We start from the raw sequence: 19,224 nt of genomic DNA on the forward strand, positions 1-19,224 counted from the left end.
ATTCTGGAGTTTTGTAAACGCTTTCTTATAACAAAATACAGCGACTATTTTCGATCTGAAAAATATAACAGGAAAACTTTTTTAGTAAAAATTAAGGAATTTTACGATAAATTTTTAGAGTGAAGATGAATAAAATATCAATAATCTTAGCTATATTTGAGTACCCAAATTTATGATATCCAATCTTTGAAAAGTATATGAAAGCCTCATTTTTGGACAAATTATGGGTTTCGGTATTTTTTGAATAGAATTTCCTTCTAATTTAAATCTAAAAATATGCGAAATTTTACTTTTTTACCTGTAATTATTGCGGTTAGTTTTTTGATGTCTGCTTTTGAATCTTCTGCTAAAGAGACACTTCTGAAAAATAAAAGAACGGAATTTGAAAATATTTTTGGATCAGGAAAATATGTTTCAAAAGCTACTGTTGACGCGGAATCAATTACTCAGTTTTACAAAAAATATCCCAAATTAAAAAAATACCAAAATGATGTTCTGGATCTTTATAAAAAGAAAGAATATAAGTTGATCTGGTACGATGATAAAAGTGTTAGCGAATTTGGGGCACTGTTGTATCACAAAGTTCAACTGCTTAACGATCAGGGTATAAAGGCGACTATGCCTTATATGGATTTGGTAGATGATGTTTTTAATGAAAATGTTACTGCTGATTTACCTCAAATCGATACAGAACTTTTATTATCGAATATGTATGTGTTTTATGCCAGTAATGTTTATTCGGGCGTTGATCCTGCAACTTTAAAGAAAATAGGTTGGTTTTTGCCTGCCAAAACGATTTCGTATGTAAAGATTTTAGATTCGCTAATGGTCGATCCGGACAGACTAAATAAAGATGAAAATCTTTTATTTGGTCAATATTATAAATTAAAGGCAGCATTAAAAAAATATCGAAACATAGAAAAAAACAATCTATGGACAAAAATTGATATCGATGCCGCTAATTATAAAGACCTGAGACCTTTTGATAGTGGAGTTGCAGTAAAACAAATCAGACAGCGTTTGTTTGTGATTGGAGATTTGGCACAAGATTCTAAAAGCCAGGTTTATGATGAAGAAATGATGGCGGGTATTTTAAAGTATAAAGCAAGATATGGCCTAAAACTAAATTATGCTTTAACTAAAGAACATATCGACCAAATGAATGAACCCATTGGTAACAGTATAAAAACGATAATGCTAAACATGGAACGCTGTCGGTGGATACCAGCACAATTGGCGCAGGCAAGCGAATATGTTATGGTAAATATTCCGTCGTTTAAACTGGTATATGTTAAAAATGGAAAATACGAATTAGTATCGGATGTTTTTGTTGGAACCAGAATGACCGAAACTGTAATTTTTAGTGGTAATATGGACAGGATTGTGTTTAGTCCGTATTGGTATGTGCCGCAGAGTATCATTAAAAACGAATTAAAACTAAAAATGGCAGAAGATAAAAAGTATCTGGCCGATCACAATATGGAATGGAACGGAGGGAATGTGAGACAAAAACCTGGGCCTAAAAACTCTTTGGGACTGGTTAAATTTATGTTTCCAAATCCCAATGATATTTATTTGCATGATACGCCGGCCAAAAGTTTGTTTGAGTTCGAAAAACGTATTTTTAGCCACGGATGCATCAATGTAAAAGAAGCAAAAGGTTTGGCACTTGCTATTTTAAAAGACAATCCTGACTGGCCGGCAGATAAAATAGATCAGGCCATGAGTGGTGAAAAAGAAACTACCTGCATGCTGAAAAACAAAATTCCTATTTATATAGGTTATTTTACAGCATGGGTAAGCGAGGATGGGGATATTGGTTTTTATCCGGATGTATATGACAGAGATCCGCAATTGGACAAATTACTGTATTCAGACTCTGTAGCAGCAAAATAAAAAAAGAAACCCGCCAAATTGCTAAAATTTGGCGGGTTTCTTAAAAAAAATGGTCTACAAGGTTATTCGTATTTTAAATATTTCAGGATGTCTATTTTGGTTACCTGATAGGCTTTTGTTAAAACAATAATCAAAGTTAATACCAGTAAAGAAATCAAAGCAACACTAAACGGAATAACCGAAATGTTGATTCTGTAAGCGAAATCTTCAAGCCATTTTTGCAATAAAATGTAAGCAGGCACAATGCCAATTACAAAACCTATTAAGCAAAAAACAACGTATTGTTTTGATAGCTCTTTCAATAAAAGATCCGTTTCTGCGCCCAATGTTTTTCTGATAGCAATTTCTTTCAGTCTTCTCTCCATCGAAAAAGAAGCTAAAGCAAATAATCCAAAAACGGCAATAATAATTACTACAAGATTCAGGATGAAAAATAAATCTTTCTGTTTGACTTGTTCCTGATAAGTTTTAGCAAATCCTTTATTGACAAATTCATATTGAAATGGATAATCCTGATTGATGTTTTTCTCCCAATAGTTTTTAAGTTTATCCAGAGTCTCCGTTAGATTATTTGGAGAAACCTTTACATATACATTATCAAAATTATTCCATTTTAAAGTTTTAATACTTATAAAAACCATTGGAGGAACCTTGTTCTGAAGTCCTGTAATGTGAAAGTCTTTGACAACACCAACAATTTTAAACTTTAGATTACCTTTCTCATTTCCCCAACCGGAACTTATTATTGTGTTTATTGGGTTTTTAAGTCCCAGAGTTTTCGCAAGTGTTTCATTTATTAACCAGTTACTAATAGTGTCCGAAGCATATTTTGGAGATAAATCCCGTCCTTTTACCACCTTAATTTTCATCATATCAAGAAAACCAAAATCCATATCGACATTTCGTGGTTGTACAAAAACACCGTTGTATGTAAATCCGGAACTTGAATTGGTGCTGCTGCCAAAAGAACCTGCAAAAGTAGAGACATCCTGAACACCGGATAATTTTTTGACTTCTTGTTTTATAGTCAGGTATTTTTCTATTTTTTTATTGCGATCCGCAGTTTTAAACGGAATTTTAATTACCTGATCACCACTAAAACCAAGATCTTTACTGATCATGTAGTTTACTTGTGAGTTCACAATTAATGCGCCAATGATAAAAAAGGCAGCAATACCAAATTGAAAAATCAACATAGAATTTCGAATCCAGATACCGCTTTTACTTCTGGAGAAGTTTCCTTTTAATACTTTTAATGTTTCAAAATTCGAAATATAAATGGCAGGAAATATACCCGCAAGTACAATTACTAATCCAAATATAAAAATGAGCTGCAGATAAAATTCACTGCCATTCATAGTCAAAGATTTCCTCAGGAAGTTGTTGTAGTACGGTAAAGAAAGCTCTACTATCGCTAGGGCAAAAAGAATTGCCAGAACTACAATAATAGCCGTTTCAAATATAAACTGACTTGTTATTTGCATTTTGCTTGCCCCCACAATTTTACGCACGCCTACTTCTTTAGCGCGTTTCACGGCAGAAGCAGTCGCTAAATTGATGTAATTTACAAGTGATAAAATCAAAATCAATAGAGATAAGCCTACCATGATATAAAGCAATTGCAAATTACCTGTGCCTTCAGGAAAATTATAACTTGCGGCAGATTTTGTACCGTGCAATCGCGCTTTGTCCAATTGATCAAGAATAACCTTAACCTCGCCATTTTTCTTTACATATTCTTCAGGTGTCTGGCCATTTGCTTTAGCATCTTTCATGGTTCTGTTAACAAAACTTACATTTTGCATCTTCTTTAAAAGTGCTTCTTTATTAGTACCTTTTTTTGCTTTAATCATTAAGGTATAATTAAAATTCCCCCAAATGTTAACGTCGTCATCTTCTAATAAACCTCCAAAGACATAATTGGGTTCAATAGAGGAGGGACTCATAATTTTATAAACCGATTTTATGACATAAGGTTTATTATCGTTTATAAGAATTTTGCCAATAGGATCTTCGTTTTTGAAGATTTTTTTTGCTTCGTCTTCTGAAATGGCAACACTATGTTTTTCTTTAAGGATGTCCTTTTTCGCCCCTTTAACAATTGGAAATGGGAAAATGTCAAAAAAGTCATAATCAGCGACTATTATTTTTTTGCCCATCCATTTTTGATTTTGGTATTTTATTACTTCTTCGTAATACCAGCCGTCAAAAAAACAAATAGACTCAATTTCAGGAATTGTCGCTTTGCAGGTTACGCCAAACGGAATCGAACTTGAGGCCCAAATGTCTCCCGTTGCTCCAATTTTGTTTAGAACCTGATAGACGTTTTTTTTCTCAGGATTCCATTGGTCATACGAATTTTCATTGTTCCAATATAAAATAGCGAAAATTACTCCGGCAATTCCAATGCTTAATCCCAGGACATTTAAAAACGAAAACAGTTTGTTTTGCTTTAAATGATATATAAATATTTTAAACCAGTTAAAAATCATGATTGTTTTTTTATAGTTATTAGGTTGTTTTTTAATGTAGCCTAACAGTTTCTAAACCTGCCAGTCTTATATTATTGCTACTATTTTGCAAACAAATCCCACCAGAAATAAGATTGCGGTTACAATAAATTTGATCATTTTTTAATTATTTAGCGTCCATAAAAACATCCACATTTCTCTGATTTAATTTTTCAGAAAATATCACACCGTCTTTCATATGAATTGTTCTTTGCGAGAAAGAAGCATCATAATCAGAGTGGGTAACCATCAAAATCGTAGCTCCTTTAGCGTGCAAATCCGTTAAAAGTTCCATTACTTCATTACCATTCTTACTATCCAGATTACCGGTTGGCTCATCGGCCAGAATAATTTTAGGATCGTTTACCAAAGCTCTTGCAACCGCAACCCTTTGTTGTTGTCCTCCGGAAAGTTGTTGCGGATAATGTTTTAATCGGTGCGAAATATTAAGCTTCTCGGCAATTGCTTCGATTTTTTGTTTTCTTTCTGATGCTTTTACATTGTTATAAAGCAAAGGCAATTCGATATTATCGTAAACTGAAAGTTCATCTATAAGGTTAAAATTCTGAAAAATAAAACCAATGTTTTCTTTACGAACAACAGCTCTTCCTTTCTCTTTTAAACCCACCATTTCCTGATCTAATAATTTATAACTTCCTCCAGAAGCACTGTCTAAAAGACCTATAATATTTAGTAAAGTCGATTTTCCGCAACCAGAAGGTCCCATGATAGTAAGAAAATCTCCTTTTTTAATTTCTAAAGAAATCCCGCTTAAAGCTGCAGTTTCTACTTCTTCTGTTCTAAAAACTTTGGTTAAATTTTGAATTGTTATCATAGTTTTAATTTTAGTTGTTATTGATTATTTTTTGATTGATGATTGAAACTTAATTGATTTATTTTTTGTCGCTAATTTATTTTTCAGGATGCTTAAAAATTCGTACTCATTCGTGGCGAACTTTTTTTTAGATTGTAAACTGAGAACTGAGACTGAGACTGAAACCTGAAAACCGTTACTGAGAACTAATCGACAATTCCTCGATATCTTTATAGTCTGTATAAGATGAGGTAATCACAGATTCTCCTTCTTTCAAACCTTCCAGGACTTCATAATACGAAGGATTTTCTCTTCCTAATTTTATATTTCTTCTTACGGCTTTATTTCCTTTTACAACAAAGATCCATTTTCCTGCGGTTTCCTGATTAAAACTTCCTTTCTGGATAACAAGAGTTTTATTTTTCTCTGATAAAATTAGTTTGACACCAAAACTAAGTCCGTCTTGTAATGCAATAGCATCTTTAGAGGTAAAAGCCAGTTCTACTATAAAATGTCCGCCTTTAACTTCCGGGATTACTTTGGTAACTAAAACTTCAAGGTTTTTTCCTTTAAATTCTACCTGACCTTTCAAACCTTCGCGTATTTTTTCAAGATAAAATTCATCTACATCAGCGGTAAGTTTATAACCTTGTTTAGAATCTATTTTTCCGATGCTTTCTCCAGCCTGAAATGTTTTTCCTAAAACAGGTTGAAACGAAGTCAAACGGCCGGATTCCGGTGCTATAATCAGGAAATTCTTTTTGTTGTTTCTCAAAATATCTAAACTTTTTTCCATGGTTTGAATGGAATGATTGATTTGCGAAATCTGAATTTGATTCGTTTGTTTTTCTTTTTGAATACTTTGCTGAATCGTTCTTTTGCGTTCTTCCTGAAAACGAAGGCTTTCTTTAAAAGTATTCCAGTCATTTTTCGAAATTACCTCTTTCTCATACAATCGGGCATTCATATCGTACAGTCTTTTGGCATCATTATAATCATGTTCAATTAAAACCAAATCTTTGTTGAGGTTTAATTCCTGATTTCTAATGTTTAGTTTTCCGGTATTCAAATTGTTGATTTGCTCAATAATTGCGGTTTCCTGAGTCAGGTAATTCAATTCGGTATTTGGATTGTACAAACGTGCCAGCGATTGACCTTTAGTAACCATGGCGCCATTTTCGACAAAAATCTCTTTTACAGATCCTCCTTCGGTAACATTTACAAGCATCACATTCAAAGGTTCTACTTTGGCCTGAAAAACAACAAAATCTTCAAAAAAAGCTTTTTCGACTTTCTGGATACTTAGTTCTTCTGCTTTTACATTTAAACTTCTTTTAGTGTTAAACGAAAAAAAGACGATTGTTGCCAAAACTAAAAAAACTCCAATTGCTATTGTGAGATATCTAAATTTTCTATTTTTACGAGGAATTACTTTGTCCATTTCTTTAATAATTTACTGATTACCAATAGGTAAATACTGTGCCATAAAAATTATTATTTGTAAAGTGTTGATTTTAAAGAAGCTTTAAAAACCATTCAAAAAAGAAGTGTTCGATAATGAACAGTTGACCGTTCGTTATCGAACAAAAAAAGACATCATGCGAAAAAAACAAGCCCAGATATTAATCGTCGACGATCAGGAAGAAATTCTTTTTTCGGCAAAAATGATTCTCAAAAAACATTTTGAAACCATTTTTACAGAAAATAGTCCTAAAAAAATCATCTCTATTTTAAATGAAAATGAAATAAATGTGGTTTTATTAGACATGAATTACCGAATTGGTTTCGAAGATGGGCGCGAAGGGATTCACTGGCTCAAAGAAATTAAGATACTTTCGCCACAAACCGTCGTGATTTTAATGACCGCATTTGGTAAAATTGATACTGCAGTTGAAGGAATAAAAATTGGTGCTTTTGATTATGTTCTAAAACCTTGGAATAACGAAAAATTACTCGAAATAATTGATAAGGCTGTGGCCGAAAGCAGAAAAAACAGCAAAAAAGTGCCGGAAGAAAAACCGGTAAAAAACTATTTTGTTGGCAATTCCCTTAAAATAAAACAAGCCTATTCTATTGCCGAAAGAGTAGCCAGAACAGATGCCAATGTTCTCATTTTGGGTGAAAACGGAACCGGGAAATATGTTTTTGCCGAGTTTATTCATCTCAATTCAGAACGAAAATCACAGCCATTTGTGCATGTTGATTTAGGATCTTTGAGCGATAATTTGTTCGAAAGTGAACTTTTTGGTTATGCAAAAGGCGCTTTTACAGATGCTAAAACAGATACTGCCGGCAGATTTGAAATAGCTTCCGGCGGAACTATTTTTCTGGATGAAATAGGGAATATTCCGTTGCATTTACAATCGAAACTATTACATGTTTTGCAAACCAAAACTGTTACCCGTTTAGGAGAAAGTAAGCCAAGACCTTTGAATGTTCGCGTAATTGCAGCAACAAACAGTGATATAAAAGCTGAGGTTAAGAACAAAACATTCCGCGAAGATTTGCTGTATCGCATCAATACAATGGAAATTCATTTGCCTTCGTTACGCGAACGAAAAGATGATATTGTACCCATGGCACATTTTATCCTGGATAAAATTGCCGAAAAATACAATCATGGTCCCGAAGCTTCGGGATGGCATTTTGAAGACAATGTAGCATCATATCTGGAAAAATATCCATGGAAAGGAAACATTCGTGAATTGGAAAATAAAATAGAACGCGCTTTGATTTTGGCTGATAATAATACTATTTCAGTCACCAATCTGGATATTTTAGATTTCGAAGAAATTCAGGAAAACGATGAAAATCCGTTATCAGAAATGGAAAAAAGTGCGATCGAAAAAACACTCTTCAAATACAACGGAAACATCAGTAAAACAGCCGAAGAATTGGGTTTATCAAGAGCAGCTTTATACAGAAGAATCGAGAAATATGACTTAAAAAATTAATTTTACCGCAAAGCACGCAAGGTATTTTTTAGGTTTGTTTGTAATTGGTTTTATTAAGTTCGCAAAGCTGTTTCTAGCGAACTTTGCGTAAACCTTTGCGAACCTTGCGGTTAAATCTTCAGCTACAGATGCCAATAAAAAAATAAAATAATGAAAAACTGGAAATTTTATAATGCTTTGTTTATAAGGGTTCTCTTTATTATGATTCCCTTTTTCTTTTGCGTTTTTTTAATTTATAAAACGCTTTATTACAATGCAATTTTGGTTGGTTTTTTTATAATCTTGCTATTATTCGAGATGTATTTTTATATCAAAAATCATTCTTTATTTTATGATAAAATATTGCTTTCAATTTTGCAGAAAGATTTTTCGACCAATTTTCCGCCAGAATATAGAGAACAGAAATTTAGCAACTTATATCTTTTATACAATACTTTAAAATACCAGCAGCAAGAGCAGACTTCAAAAGAATTGGTTTATCAGTCCATTTTGAATAATATAGATACAGCAACTTTAATTCTCGAAAAAGAAAACGATGACTGGAGTATTTTTTTAATGAATGATTGCTTCTCCAGTTTATTTAAAGTGCCAAAAGTAAGTCATTGGAAATACCTTAAAAATTATTTGCCATCACTTTGCAATGAAATTGAGCAAACAGAATTTACAGAGTTGAAATCGGCAATTTCGATTAAAATAGAAGAACAGGATTTGCAGACATTTGTATTGCAGACATCCTATACAAAAACTTACGATAAAGAATATTTCATTATTTTATTAGACAGTATTCAGCGCGTTATTGAGAAAAAAGAAAAAGAAGCCTGGATTAATCTGATGAAAATCATTTCGCATGAATTAATGAATTCCTTAACGCCAATTCGTGCGCTTTCGCAGAATTTACTTCAGATTGTCGATCAGGAAAAACTAGAAGAAGATGATTTTGAAGATATCAAAAGCAGTATTTCGACGATTATCAATCGAAGTGACCACTTGCAGGTATTTGTCGAAAATTACCGAAAACTAGCCATGCTTCCGACTCCAACCAAACAAATGACGCCAATAAATTTACTTTTAGAAGATTGTATGCGCATCATGAACCCGATTTTGAAAGCGGAAAATATCGAATTGGTAAATGAAATTAGCAGTCCAAGATCTATTTTGATTGATAAAAGCCAGATCGAACAAGTGATTATAAATCTAATAACCAACAGTGTTTATGCATTAAAAGAAAAGGCAGAAAAGAAAATGTTCTTGTCCAGTTATACTGATAATAATCGTTTTTTTATCACCATTTCAGACAACGGAAAAGGAATCGACGAAGAGATTCGGGAAAAAGTATTTCTGCCATTCTTCACCACCAGAAAAGACGGCGCCGGAATTGGTTTAACGCTTTCTAAAAACATCATCGAAGCACACGGAGGTTACTTAAGCTACCAAACCGATGAAGATAAAACAAGCTTTGTGATTTGTTTGATTTGATATTTTTTCACCATATAAGTGATATAAGTTCATATTAAAGATTGCGCATAATGTTCTCGCAAAGTTTCAAAGCTGTTTGTATTAATCGGGCAAAGTCGCAGAGTCGCGAAGAAAAACTTAAAAAAGAAAACTTTGCGACTCTGCGCCTTTGCGAGAGATTTTATGCGTACTGCTTAATATGAACTTATATCACTTATATGGTAGAAACCTCAGGCGTCCAAAAGTGCTTTTCTAAATCTACTATTTGATTATCGACCACCTCAATACCTTCGCTTTCCAGAAGTTGCTGCATTAAATTAGTTCCGTCAAAATGGTGTTTTCCGGTCAAGAGACCTTTTCTGTTTACAACTCTGTGCGCCGGAACATCTTCCATGTTATGGCACGCATTCATCGCCCAGCCTACCATTCGCGCAGAACGGGCGGTTCCAAGAGCTTTCGCAATAGCGCCATAAGAAGTTACTTTCCCGTACGGAATTTGTCTGGCGATCGCATAAACGCGTTCAAAAAAATTATCTTCAGCCATACGTTTAAGTTATTTTTACTATTAAGATATTAAGGTTCATGAAGTCAAAGCTTAACTTTTATTAAAAATAATTAAGAAAGTGAAGTTTCACAAAGTAGTGCTTTATTTTTCTTAATTACTTAATGGTTCAATTTTATAAACCTAAAATTTTAATCTTAAAAAACTTTCACCCAAAATAGTAATTCAGGATATTAAAAAGTGTTGCAATAGCAATTAAACCTGTAATGCTTCCTATAATAGTGTTCATGTTTCGCATCAGATAATCAGTTTTCTTTTCTATTCTGCCAAAGAAACCAATGTAGCTGTACAATGCCGCAAACGAACCTAAAACAGACCCGAATACAAAAGTAAAAATAATGTTGTTTTCGAATGCAAAAAGATGGTAAGAAGCCAGCGTAACACTCACTACAACATAATACGGAATAGGGAAGAAGTTCAAACCGGATAATAGCATTCCCAGGAAGAAACGGCTTTTTTTGCTGCTCTTTTTAATCTTCGATTTCTTGGCTTTTGGCTCTTTTGCGATAAACAAAAAGTAAATCGTAAGAATAGAAAAAATAGCAAATCCAACCTCACGCAACAATGTTACCACATCAGGGCGATTGTCGATTACCTGCGCAAATAAAACGGCTAAAGAAACCTGAAAAAAGATTACTAAAACCGCACCGGCAACAAACCATAAAGCGTTCTTTTTCCCCTCTTTCATGTTCACTTTTGCGGCCGTCATATTGATTAATCCCGGTGGAATAATCCCAATGAAAGCGGCAATAAAACCTGAAAGTAATGGGGTAAGTAATGCCATTCAGTTATTTAATGGGTTGGAAAAACGTTCTTAAAATTAAATTAGTCTTTAATTTTAAAGCGAATATACGTAATTGCCTTGTTAATTTCTAAATATTGTTTCTCGTAAAAAGTCTGAAAAGCAGTAACTTCCTCAGGACTTCCTTCGTTTGTATACACATTATGGTTCGCGTATAAAACCTCATGTCCCTCACCGTGAAGCAATCCAAGAGTATAACCGTGCATGAATTCGCTATCGGTTTTAAGGTTTACAACACCGTCTTTTTTAAGGATTTTTTTATACAATTTCAAAAACTCAGAGTTTGTCATTCTGTGTTTTGTCCTTTTGTATTTAATTTGCGGATCCGGAAAAGTAATCCAGATTTCATCCACTTCATTTTCATTAAAAATATGATCGATCAATTCGATTTGAGTACGAATAAAAGCCACATTATGAAGACTGGTTTCTACAGCGGTTTTAGCACCTCTCCAGAAACGTGCTCCTTTAATATCGATTCCAATAAAATTTTTGTCAGGATATCTTTCTGCTAATCCAACAGAATATTCACCTTTTCCACATCCTAATTCTAAAACTAAAGGATTATCATTTTTAAAGAAATCAGAGTTCCATTTTCCTTTCAGAGGCATTAAATCGCCTACAACTTCTTCTCTGGTTGGTTGAAAAACGTTTTGAAACGTTTCGTTTTCTCTGAATCTTTTTAGTTTATTTTTACTTCCCACTTTTACAAAAATTTTCAGCAAAATTAAGGAATATAAACGAATGAAAATAGCGCAATTGGGTTTTAAAGTTTTTTGCCGCCAATTTTTACATTTTGGATCTTTTTTAACCGCAAATTACACAAATTACACAAATTAATAAATGAGCAAATTCAAAAAAAATTTGTGGTAATTTGTGTAATTTGTGGTGAAACTTTTAATATTATCCGTAGTGAGCTTCAGTAATAGGTTTTAATTTTGGATCAAGCGTTTCATCATGTTGTGATAAATCAAGACCAATATGTTCGTTTTCTTCAGAAACACGAAGCGGAATAATAAAGTTCGTTACTTTAAACAAGAAATAAGCCCCGAAGAAAGTAAAGATCGAAACCAAAACCAACGCCATCATATGATGACCAAAAACGTTCCAGCCTCCGTGAAGTAAACTTGCATCTTCGCCATGAGCAAAAATTGCGGTTAAAATCATTCCCATGATTCCACCAACACCGTGACAGGCAAAAACGTCAAGCGTGTCATCAAATCTTTTAGAGAAACGACAATTTACAACCGAGTTAGAAACCAAAGCCGTGATGAAACCAAAAAACATACTTTCAGGAACAGATACAAATCCTGCTGCAGGAGTAATGGCAACTAAACCTACAACAGCACCAATACAAGCGCCAAGAGCAGAAACTTTTCTACCGTTCATTCGATCAAAGAAAACCCAGGTTAACATCGCGGCGGCAGATGAAGTTGTCGTTGTAGCAAAAGCCATTGCAGCAGTTCCGTTGGCCGCAAGAGCAGAACCCGCGTTGAACCCGAACCATCCAAACCATAACATTCCGGTTCCTAATAATACAAACGGAATATTGGTTGGGATATGATCGCTATTTTTTCTTTTTCCTAAAACCAGAACCCCTGCCAAAGCAGCAAATCCTGAACTCATGTGTACTACAGTTCCTCCGGCGAAATCTTTCACGCCAAAATAACTTCCTAAAACACCCGTAGGATACCAGACTGAGTGGCACAAAGGAGCATATATAAAAATCGTAAATAAACTAATGAATAGCAAATAAGAGATAAATCGAACGCGTTCTGCAAACGAACCCGTAATAATTGCCGGAGCAATAATGGCAAATTTCATTTGGAACAAAGCAAACAACATAAACGGAATCGTATTGGCCAATTGTTTATGAGGCAAAACCCCCACATAATCCATAAAAGCAAAAGTGGTTGGATTCCCAAAAAAGCTATAAAAATGTTCTCCTGAACCAAAACCTACAGGATCACCAAAAGCCAGACTAAAACCCACAACAACCCATAAAAGCGTTACAACGCCCAAACAAATAAAACTTTGCAGCATCGTCGAAATCACATTTTTTCGGCCTACCATTCCTCCGTAGAAAAAAGATAATCCCGGCGTCATGATCAAAACCAGACAGCAAGAGGTCAACATCCAGGCAACATCGGCAGGGACGATATGATCCGTAGTGCCAAATTCAGATAATACGTAACTATTTTCAGTAACTGTTGGCCAAAATGCGCCCGTAATACAAACAATACTTATAATAATAAAGGAGATGATCCAGCGTTTTTCTATTTTCATTTTTCAAATACTTTATTTAACCCTATTTTTTTTGGGGTCAAAGTTAAAAAAAAATAAAGATTTTGATTTTCAGGGCTAATAAAATAGAGGGCGACCTTTTATTTTAGTCAATTTTGTAAAATTCGATCCATTTTTTTGAGAGTATCTTATTTTGAACTTCTAATTTACGGATAAAATTGCCAATTGTATTATAATTAATTTGATATACGGCGCTGTAAAGCACTAGAAAAGTTAGGATTATAATAAGAAAGTTCGAAATTGTTTATTTTTTCTGAAGCTTTGCGATCAGGATGTCTTCGATTGGCGCTTTTATTTTAGTAACCGCATCCACTTCGTCATTAGGAATCGTCATCGATAACACATAATGCTGAATCTTCCATTGTTTCCCCACTTTTACCAAAACACCAGAACCGCGACAAATTTTCATCTGCGTATTCAGCAATTCATCAAACCACGCAATTTTTCCCGATTTATCAAAAAAGATATGACGTTCCAGAGCCGTAAAATTCCAGGTAGTTCCTTTGTCAAAAAACGGTTTTGCCCAAACTTTAAAGTCTTTTTTGGTCCAGTTTTCGGTAGCATCGGTTCCAATAAAAATTCCATCTTCGGCAATCAAATCAAAGTACGCGTCGAATTTTACATCACCAGCAGCCTTATGCCATGCATCGATAGTTTGACTGACTTTGTCTTTTTCAGAAGTTTGTGCATTTGCAAAAGTCGCAACGAATAATAAAAGTAGAATTGATTTTTTCATAAGGTTTTATTTTGGATTTAAAGTTAGTAAAAAATCTTTCAGAGATGCAAAGTTCAAAAGGTGCAGAGTTTTTTAATCGCGCAAAGACGCAAAGGCGCAAAGTTTTTGGTTCACGCAGATTTAAAAAGATTTAAGCTGATATACGCAAAGTATTTTATAAATTTAATCCCTTAAAACCTTCGCGAACCAAAATCTATTTGAATCTTTTTAATCTGTGGCTTTAAAATAAAAACTTTGCGCCTTTGCGTCTTTGCGTGAAATTTTGGCTCAACGATTATAATTCAAATAGCGAAAAATCTTAAATTATCTTATATTACTTATATGGTGAAATCTTACTATATTTGAGAGCTTTAAAAATCTACATCATGAATCCAAAAATACTTATCACCTCAATATTTGTCACTTCCCTGGTTTTTACCTCTTGCAAAAAAGAACTCGAACCACAGGAAAACACACCAACATCAGAATTGGTGAAACTGGGATTGGCAAAAGACACCACAAAAACGCAGCAATCGGTCGTTCAAAATCCGGCGGCGAATCCTAATACTGTAATGGGGGCAACGCAAGGAATAAATCCCGCACACGGACAACCCGGACATCGTTGCGATATTGCCGTGGGCGCGCCTTTAAATTCGGCTCCAACGCAAGGACAAACAACGCAAACTGCGCAACCTGTACAAGTAAATTCAGGTCAGCAAAATGTAGTAACCACAACAACCGTAGCCCCTACTAAAGTAGCCAAAGGAATGAATCCTGCGCACGGACAACCCGGACACAGATGTGATATTCCGGTTGGAGCACCTTTAAATTCTCCTGCAGCAAAACAACCAGCTGCGAATACTGCCCAAAGCGGCACTACAACACAAAATTTTACAGTAACGCCACCTGCAAACAATGCAGTTCCGGCCTTATTAAGCACCGAAGAAACAGCAGTAGCAGACGGAATGAACCCAGCGCACGGAAAACCCGGACACCGCTGTGATATCGCCGTTGGAGCGCCATTGCCAAAATCATAATAGTACGTCAATAATAATCTGGGCGTGCCACCAATAAAAAAAGGGGCCAACTATGCAAATCGCTTAGTCGGCCCCTTCTTTTATTGCTGTCGGGCTATCACTGCTACTGCGGTAGCTTAGCTCTATCCCTCACGCAAAACAGTTTTCAGTCTCAGTTTTCAGTGTACTCTTGTCATCAGAGCGAAGTCGAAATGTCATTTTAATATAAGTATACGTTCCAATTTTCCGTAGAGATTCCGCACAGCAGTGCGTCTAAATTTTTTAAACACAATCCCTTTGCGATCTCAAAGCAAAGCATAATTCACAAAACTTCGCGACCTTTGCGTAATCCTTTGTGCCCTTTGCGGTAAAAATCTCCTCTTTATTCAATCTCAAAAATCGCCTGAATTTCTACAGCCGAATTTATCGGTAACGAAGCCGCACCAATCGTTGCTCTCGCATGTTTTCCTTTTTCACCAAAAACCAAAGCCGTCAAATTCGAAGCCGAATTCATAAGTCCGGCATGTTGCGTATATTCCGGAGTCGTATTAAAATATCCTGTCAGTTGCACACATTGTTTTACCTTGTTCAAATCGCCTCCGCAAGCTTCTTTCAAAACCGCAATTACATTTAGCATTGTTTGATATGTAGCTTCCTTCGCCTGATCTTCAGTAACCGTTGCGCCAACTTTTCCCGGATTTAGAATTTTTCCATCTTTCAAAGCCACCTGATTAATGTATACTTTATGATCCGAAATCGTAAACGGAACATAATTTCCAACCGGTTTAGGCGCTTCAGGAAGCACAATATTATTGTCTTTTAATGTTTTATTGATATCGCTTTTAGTTTCAACCGAAGTGGTTTTTACAGACTTTATATTCTCTGTGTTTTTCAATCCCGAAGCTACTCTTGCCAAAGCTTTTCCTTGTTCTTTAGCTAAATTCAATTCGCTTTGCGACGGACGAGTTCCTGTAGATCCTGCTAATGAAGTGGCACCAAAAGGCGTATTTCCCTGCGGAACCGTTTTATCTAAAGTTGCCGTTCCCATAATTCCGGTTGGTACGATCACCATTCCGTGAGAGGCAAGGATATTCCAGAAAGATAAAATCGCAGCTTCTTTTCCTGCTCCAGATCCTGCCGACATGAATACGGTTGCCGGTTTTCCTTCTAAAGTTCTCGAAGTCCAAAGAGGAATACTCTGACTGAAAAAGTAATTCATATCAGCACTAATATTCGCAAAATGAACCGGACTTCCAAAAGCGATTCCGTCATAATTCGCCAATTCTTCGATAGTTGCAACAGGTAATTTCTCTACCTCAGCATTCAATTTCTCTTTCGGGTTTATAGATGGAACACGTTTTAAAATCGCTTTTGTATTAGGATATTCCTGAACACCTTCGGCAATAGCTTTTGCCATTTTGTAAGTTCCACCGTTTTGAGAATAAATCAAAACCAGCACTTTGGTTTCCGGTGATTTTGTTTGTGCATCGGCACCAAAACCTATAAATATGGCGATTAATAATACGAGTAGTTGCTTTTTCATGAAAGTAATTTTAAATAATTTGTAATGGATAATCTCAATTAAGAAACTTGTTTTATTTTAAAAAATCAGTTTCTTTTTTGGGACTGCAAAATTACTTCTTACAATACCAAAAAGCGTTATTATTATGTTAATCGTGTTTTGCTGTGCGTTGTTTGTTGTCGATGTTTTAACAAATCGGGAGTGTGAAACTTTTTAAAGTGGGCTGAAAAACCTAAAAGCAATAGCGTAGTGCAACGCACTACGAATTAAATCAAGAGTTAAAATCGCCCTGAAAGGGCAACAGCAAATAGACAATAAAGATTAAGGATAACCGCAGTTTCTCATAAAAAATAATGTAAAATAGAATAAATGTTCTCTTTGAAATTTGGCTTTTGCCCTTACAGGGCTAAAACAACAATGGGTTTTCATTCATAGTGTTTCGCACCATGCTATTGCTAAGGCTCTTTCAGAGCAAAAGGTTTTTGAATACTTATAAATTAGAAAATCAAATCTGCAGCATCTGATAAATCTGCGTGGAAAATATTTAACACATAGAAAAAAGTAGATTAATCATTTAATCGTTTAATGTGTGGTATTTATATGTGTTTAAAAAGATAACCAATATAAAAGATTAGAAAAAAACTGCAAAATCTATGTGAAAAATATTTGAACACATAGAAGCATAGAATCAAAAATGAGCAAAAGAAATTTAAATTGGCGCATAGCTATGTGTGTTTAAAAAGAAAAGAGAAACGTTGCATGTTTACAGCTCCAGCGGAGCGACATATTTATAGAAAATTAAAAACAACACCCAACAGAACCCCATCGGGGTGGCATATTGAATCGCGCTAAAAAGTATATGCCGCTCCGCTGGAGCTATTTATTGACGCATAATAAAATTAGCTATAAATATGTCGCTCCGCCGGAGCTTAGATTGAAAGTTGTAGCCTTGTTTTTCGCCACGAATTCACCAATACGATAAAAGAATAATTCGTGAATTTGTGGTGATTTTTTTATTCATGAACTATGTTTAAATGTGTTCGCATATAAAAAGATCAGAAAAAATCTTCGTAAAAAATATTTAGCATATAGAAATATATGATTTAAGAATAAACAAAAAAGAATTAAATGCAAATCAAGATTTGATACATAGCTATGTGTGTTTTAAATAAATGAAATGCCTTTTTTTAAGTTTACAAAATCTATGTTTCTATGTGTTTAAATAACCCGCTCCTAAAAGTTTATTTATAAAGTAAGCCTATAATTTTCTAACTTCGAGAAAACAAATCGCCTTATCATGAAAAAAGCAATTGTATACGGAGCAAGCGGATTAGTAGGATCTTATATCCTCGAAACGTTGTTGAATAATGCCAATTACGAACAAGTAATAATCGTGGTCAGGGCAGCGCTGAACATTCAGCATACCAAATTAAAAACAATAATTGGAGATTATAATTCGCTGACCGAAGTTGTAAAAGGCATTCCGGTAGATGAAGTTTTTATAGCACTCGGAACCACACAAAAGAAAACACCCGATAAAAAACTATATTATCAAATCGATCATGATTATCCGGTTTTAGCGGCAAAACTGGCCAAAGAAAACGGAGCGAAAGCAGTTTTTCTCGTTTCGGCCATTGGAGCAAATGCAAAATCGTCGATATTTTATACCAAAATGAAAGGCGAAACCGAACAGGATATTATCAATCTGAATTTAGATCATACCCATATTTTTCGTCCATCGATGATTTTAGGCGACAGAAAAGAAAGCCGACCGTTGGAAAAAGTGTTTATCGGAATATTCAAATTGATTAATCCTTTGTTTATGGGAGGAATGAATAAGTATAAAGGAATAGAAGCAGCCCATATCGCCAAAGCAATGGTCAATAGTGCGAGCCAACTCAACGAGAAAGTCAAAATATTGCATTGGGAAGAAATGACCCATTTGCTGAAATAAAAAATGGCATTATCCTGATTAGAGATAATGCCATTTGCATTTGATATATATAAATTAAAACGATTTCTGTTTTTCGAAAGTCGTAGTAAGTGATTTTTTTGCTTTGGCAAGAGCACCGCTAAACGCTTTTTCCAGTGTATCCGAGTGATCTGTTACGGTTAAGGGTTGTAAATTGGCTACACGAACTTCAATCACACATTTTTTATCGTTTAAGCTGAATTTTTCTCCGTTTTCATCTCCAAAATGTACTTCAATGCGGGTTATTTTTTCTTCAAAACGAGCTAAACCTTTTTCTAATTCTTCAGAAAAATAAGTTGCTAATCTTTCGTGTCCTTCGATGTTCTTGTCGGTATTGATTTGAATTTTCATATCGGTTTATATTTAATGATTATTCTCAAAGCTATCTTTTTTAGAATGAAAACCCAAGTGAGTTAATAAAACATTATGAAAAAATGTTAGAAAATTTCAAGGCCATTTTTTTATCAGACTTGGCGATTTCCGAAATGTTATTATCGAACACGGATTTAACGGATTCACTTCGTGAAAACGCAGATAAAAACAGATTTTTTTATTGTATTTTTTTAGGCTGAGCGAAGTCGGTATGTCAGGCTGAGCGAAGTCGAAGCCCGTTGCACTTGTCAAACTTGTCTTTCTGCAATTACGTTTAACGATTTAGATTTTTTTAATTTTAAATTTTGTTATGTGTTCGCATACATCACATTT

General features: G+C 34.6%; 15 protein-coding genes. 5 read left to right on the plus strand and 10 right to left on the minus strand.

The features are described 5' to 3' along the window. The first annotated feature begins 276 nt into the window (after nucleotides 1-276). Nucleotides 277-1,896: a L,D-transpeptidase family protein gene (locus LNP81_RS07325; protein ID WP_230034620.1), complete on the plus strand. Its 1,620-nt coding sequence runs from the start codon at nucleotides 277-279 to the stop codon at nucleotides 1,894-1,896. A gap of 62 nt (nucleotides 1,897-1,958) precedes the next feature. Here LNP81_RS07325 and LNP81_RS07330 read toward each other — a convergent pair whose 3' ends face one another. From LNP81_RS07330 to LNP81_RS07340, 3 genes are all read right to left on the minus strand, one after another. Further along, a complete protein-coding gene (locus tag LNP81_RS07330) occupies nucleotides 1,959-4,388 on the minus strand; it encodes an ABC transporter permease (protein WP_230034622.1) in 2,430 nt (809 codons plus the stop codon). A 145-nt stretch (nucleotides 4,389-4,533) separates the two neighbouring features. Continuing rightward, entirely contained in the window at nucleotides 4,534-5,241 is a 708-nt protein-coding gene (locus tag LNP81_RS07335; RefSeq protein WP_230034624.1) for an ABC transporter ATP-binding protein, read from the minus strand. Nucleotides 5,242-5,416: 175 nt separating this feature from the next. After that, on the minus strand, nucleotides 5,417-6,661 hold the full coding sequence (locus tag LNP81_RS07340) for an efflux RND transporter periplasmic adaptor subunit (RefSeq protein WP_230034626.1): 1,245 nt from the start codon (nucleotides 6,659-6,661) through the stop codon (nucleotides 5,417-5,419). A 157-nt stretch (nucleotides 6,662-6,818) separates the two neighbouring features. Between LNP81_RS07340 and LNP81_RS07345 the strand changes: the two genes are divergently transcribed. Both LNP81_RS07345 and LNP81_RS07350 read left to right on the plus strand, forming a co-directional pair. Further along, nucleotides 6,819-8,174, plus strand: a complete 1,356-nt coding sequence (locus tag LNP81_RS07345) for a sigma-54-dependent transcriptional regulator (protein ID WP_230034628.1) — start codon at nucleotides 6,819-6,821, stop codon at nucleotides 8,172-8,174. 150 nt (nucleotides 8,175-8,324) lie between these two features. Then, entirely contained in the window at nucleotides 8,325-9,650 is a 1,326-nt protein-coding gene (locus LNP81_RS07350) for a sensor histidine kinase (RefSeq protein ID WP_230034630.1), read from the plus strand. Nucleotides 9,651-9,843: 193 nt separating this feature from the next. On the opposite strand, the gene LNP81_RS07355 is transcribed toward LNP81_RS07350, so the two are convergent. The 5 genes from LNP81_RS07355 to LNP81_RS07375 all read right to left on the minus strand — a co-directional run bounded on the left by LNP81_RS07355 (nucleotide 9,844) and on the right by LNP81_RS07375 (nucleotide 14,030). After that, entirely contained in the window at nucleotides 9,844-10,173 is a 330-nt protein-coding gene (locus tag LNP81_RS07355; RefSeq protein WP_230034632.1) for an MGMT family protein, read from the minus strand. Nucleotides 10,174-10,339: 166 nt separating this feature from the next. After that, on the minus strand, nucleotides 10,340-10,975 hold the full coding sequence (locus tag LNP81_RS07360) for a LysE family transporter (protein WP_230034634.1): 636 nt from the start codon (nucleotides 10,973-10,975) through the stop codon (nucleotides 10,340-10,342). 41 nt (nucleotides 10,976-11,016) lie between these two features. After that, complete coding sequence (gene trmB, locus LNP81_RS07365; RefSeq protein WP_230040877.1) at nucleotides 11,017-11,694, minus strand: tRNA (guanosine(46)-N7)-methyltransferase TrmB; 678 nt, start codon at nucleotides 11,692-11,694, stop codon at nucleotides 11,017-11,019. Between the two features lie 199 nt (nucleotides 11,695-11,893). Continuing rightward, nucleotides 11,894-13,276 (minus strand): ammonium transporter, encoded by a 1,383-nt coding sequence (locus tag LNP81_RS07370; protein ID WP_230034635.1) that lies wholly within the window; start codon nucleotides 13,274-13,276, stop codon nucleotides 11,894-11,896. A 262-nt stretch (nucleotides 13,277-13,538) separates the two neighbouring features. Further along, a complete protein-coding gene (locus tag LNP81_RS07375) occupies nucleotides 13,539-14,030 on the minus strand; it encodes a nuclear transport factor 2 family protein (protein WP_230034637.1) in 492 nt (163 codons plus the stop codon). A 365-nt stretch (nucleotides 14,031-14,395) separates the two neighbouring features. Here LNP81_RS07375 and LNP81_RS07380 point away from each other — a divergent pair, with 365 nt between their 5' ends. Next, nucleotides 14,396-15,046, plus strand: a complete 651-nt coding sequence (locus LNP81_RS07380; RefSeq protein WP_230034639.1) for a hypothetical protein — start codon at nucleotides 14,396-14,398, stop codon at nucleotides 15,044-15,046. Between the two features lie 361 nt (nucleotides 15,047-15,407). Here LNP81_RS07380 and wrbA read toward each other — a convergent pair whose 3' ends face one another. After that, a complete protein-coding gene (gene wrbA / locus LNP81_RS07385; protein ID WP_230034641.1) occupies nucleotides 15,408-16,568 on the minus strand; it encodes an NAD(P)H:quinone oxidoreductase in 1,161 nt (386 codons plus the stop codon). Between the two features lie 1,276 nt (nucleotides 16,569-17,844). On the opposite strand from wrbA, the gene LNP81_RS07390 reads away from it, so the two are divergent. After that, nucleotides 17,845-18,501 carry an oxidoreductase gene (locus LNP81_RS07390; RefSeq protein ID WP_230034643.1) on the plus strand — a complete coding sequence of 219 codons (657 nt, stop codon included), beginning with the start codon at nucleotides 17,845-17,847 and terminating at the stop codon, nucleotides 18,499-18,501. A gap of 54 nt (nucleotides 18,502-18,555) precedes the next feature. On the opposite strand, the gene LNP81_RS07395 is transcribed toward LNP81_RS07390, so the two are convergent. Then, on the minus strand, nucleotides 18,556-18,870 hold the full coding sequence (locus tag LNP81_RS07395; protein ID WP_194615273.1) for an HPF/RaiA family ribosome-associated protein: 315 nt from the start codon (nucleotides 18,868-18,870) through the stop codon (nucleotides 18,556-18,558). Nucleotides 18,871-19,224 lie beyond the last annotated feature (354 nt).

Origin of the sequence: Flavobacterium piscisymbiosum (assembly GCF_020905295.1) — a bacterium.
Taxonomy (GTDB): domain Bacteria; phylum Bacteroidota; class Bacteroidia; order Flavobacteriales; family Flavobacteriaceae; genus Flavobacterium; species Flavobacterium piscisymbiosum.

Coding starts and splice junctions, on each gene's coding strand:
- LNP81_RS07325 (WP_230034620.1), top strand. CDS start 277: ATGCGAAATTTTACTTTTTTACCTGTAATTATTGCGGTTAGTTTTTTG.
- LNP81_RS07330 (WP_230034622.1), bottom strand. CDS start 4,388: ATGATTTTTAACTGGTTTAAAATATTTATATATCATTTAAAGCAAAAC.
- LNP81_RS07335 (WP_230034624.1), bottom strand. CDS start 5,241: ATGATAACAATTCAAAATTTAACCAAAGTTTTTAGAACAGAAGAAGTA.
- LNP81_RS07340 (WP_230034626.1), bottom strand. CDS start 6,661: ATGGACAAAGTAATTCCTCGTAAAAATAGAAAATTTAGATATCTCACA.
- LNP81_RS07345 (WP_230034628.1), top strand. CDS start 6,819: ATGCGAAAAAAACAAGCCCAGATATTAATCGTCGACGATCAGGAAGAA.
- LNP81_RS07350 (WP_230034630.1), top strand. CDS start 8,325: ATGAAAAACTGGAAATTTTATAATGCTTTGTTTATAAGGGTTCTCTTT.
- LNP81_RS07355 (WP_230034632.1), bottom strand. CDS start 10,173: ATGGCTGAAGATAATTTTTTTGAACGCGTTTATGCGATCGCCAGACAA.
- LNP81_RS07360 (WP_230034634.1), bottom strand. CDS start 10,975: ATGGCATTACTTACCCCATTACTTTCAGGTTTTATTGCCGCTTTCATT.
- LNP81_RS07370 (WP_230034635.1), bottom strand. CDS start 13,276: ATGAAAATAGAAAAACGCTGGATCATCTCCTTTATTATTATAAGTATT.
- LNP81_RS07375 (WP_230034637.1), bottom strand. CDS start 14,030: ATGAAAAAATCAATTCTACTTTTATTATTCGTTGCGACTTTTGCAAAT.
- LNP81_RS07380 (WP_230034639.1), top strand. CDS start 14,396: ATGAATCCAAAAATACTTATCACCTCAATATTTGTCACTTCCCTGGTT.
- wrbA (WP_230034641.1), bottom strand. CDS start 16,568: ATGAAAAAGCAACTACTCGTATTATTAATCGCCATATTTATAGGTTTT.
- LNP81_RS07390 (WP_230034643.1), top strand. CDS start 17,845: ATGAAAAAAGCAATTGTATACGGAGCAAGCGGATTAGTAGGATCTTAT.
- LNP81_RS07395 (WP_194615273.1), bottom strand. CDS start 18,870: ATGAAAATTCAAATCAATACCGACAAGAACATCGAAGGACACGAAAGA.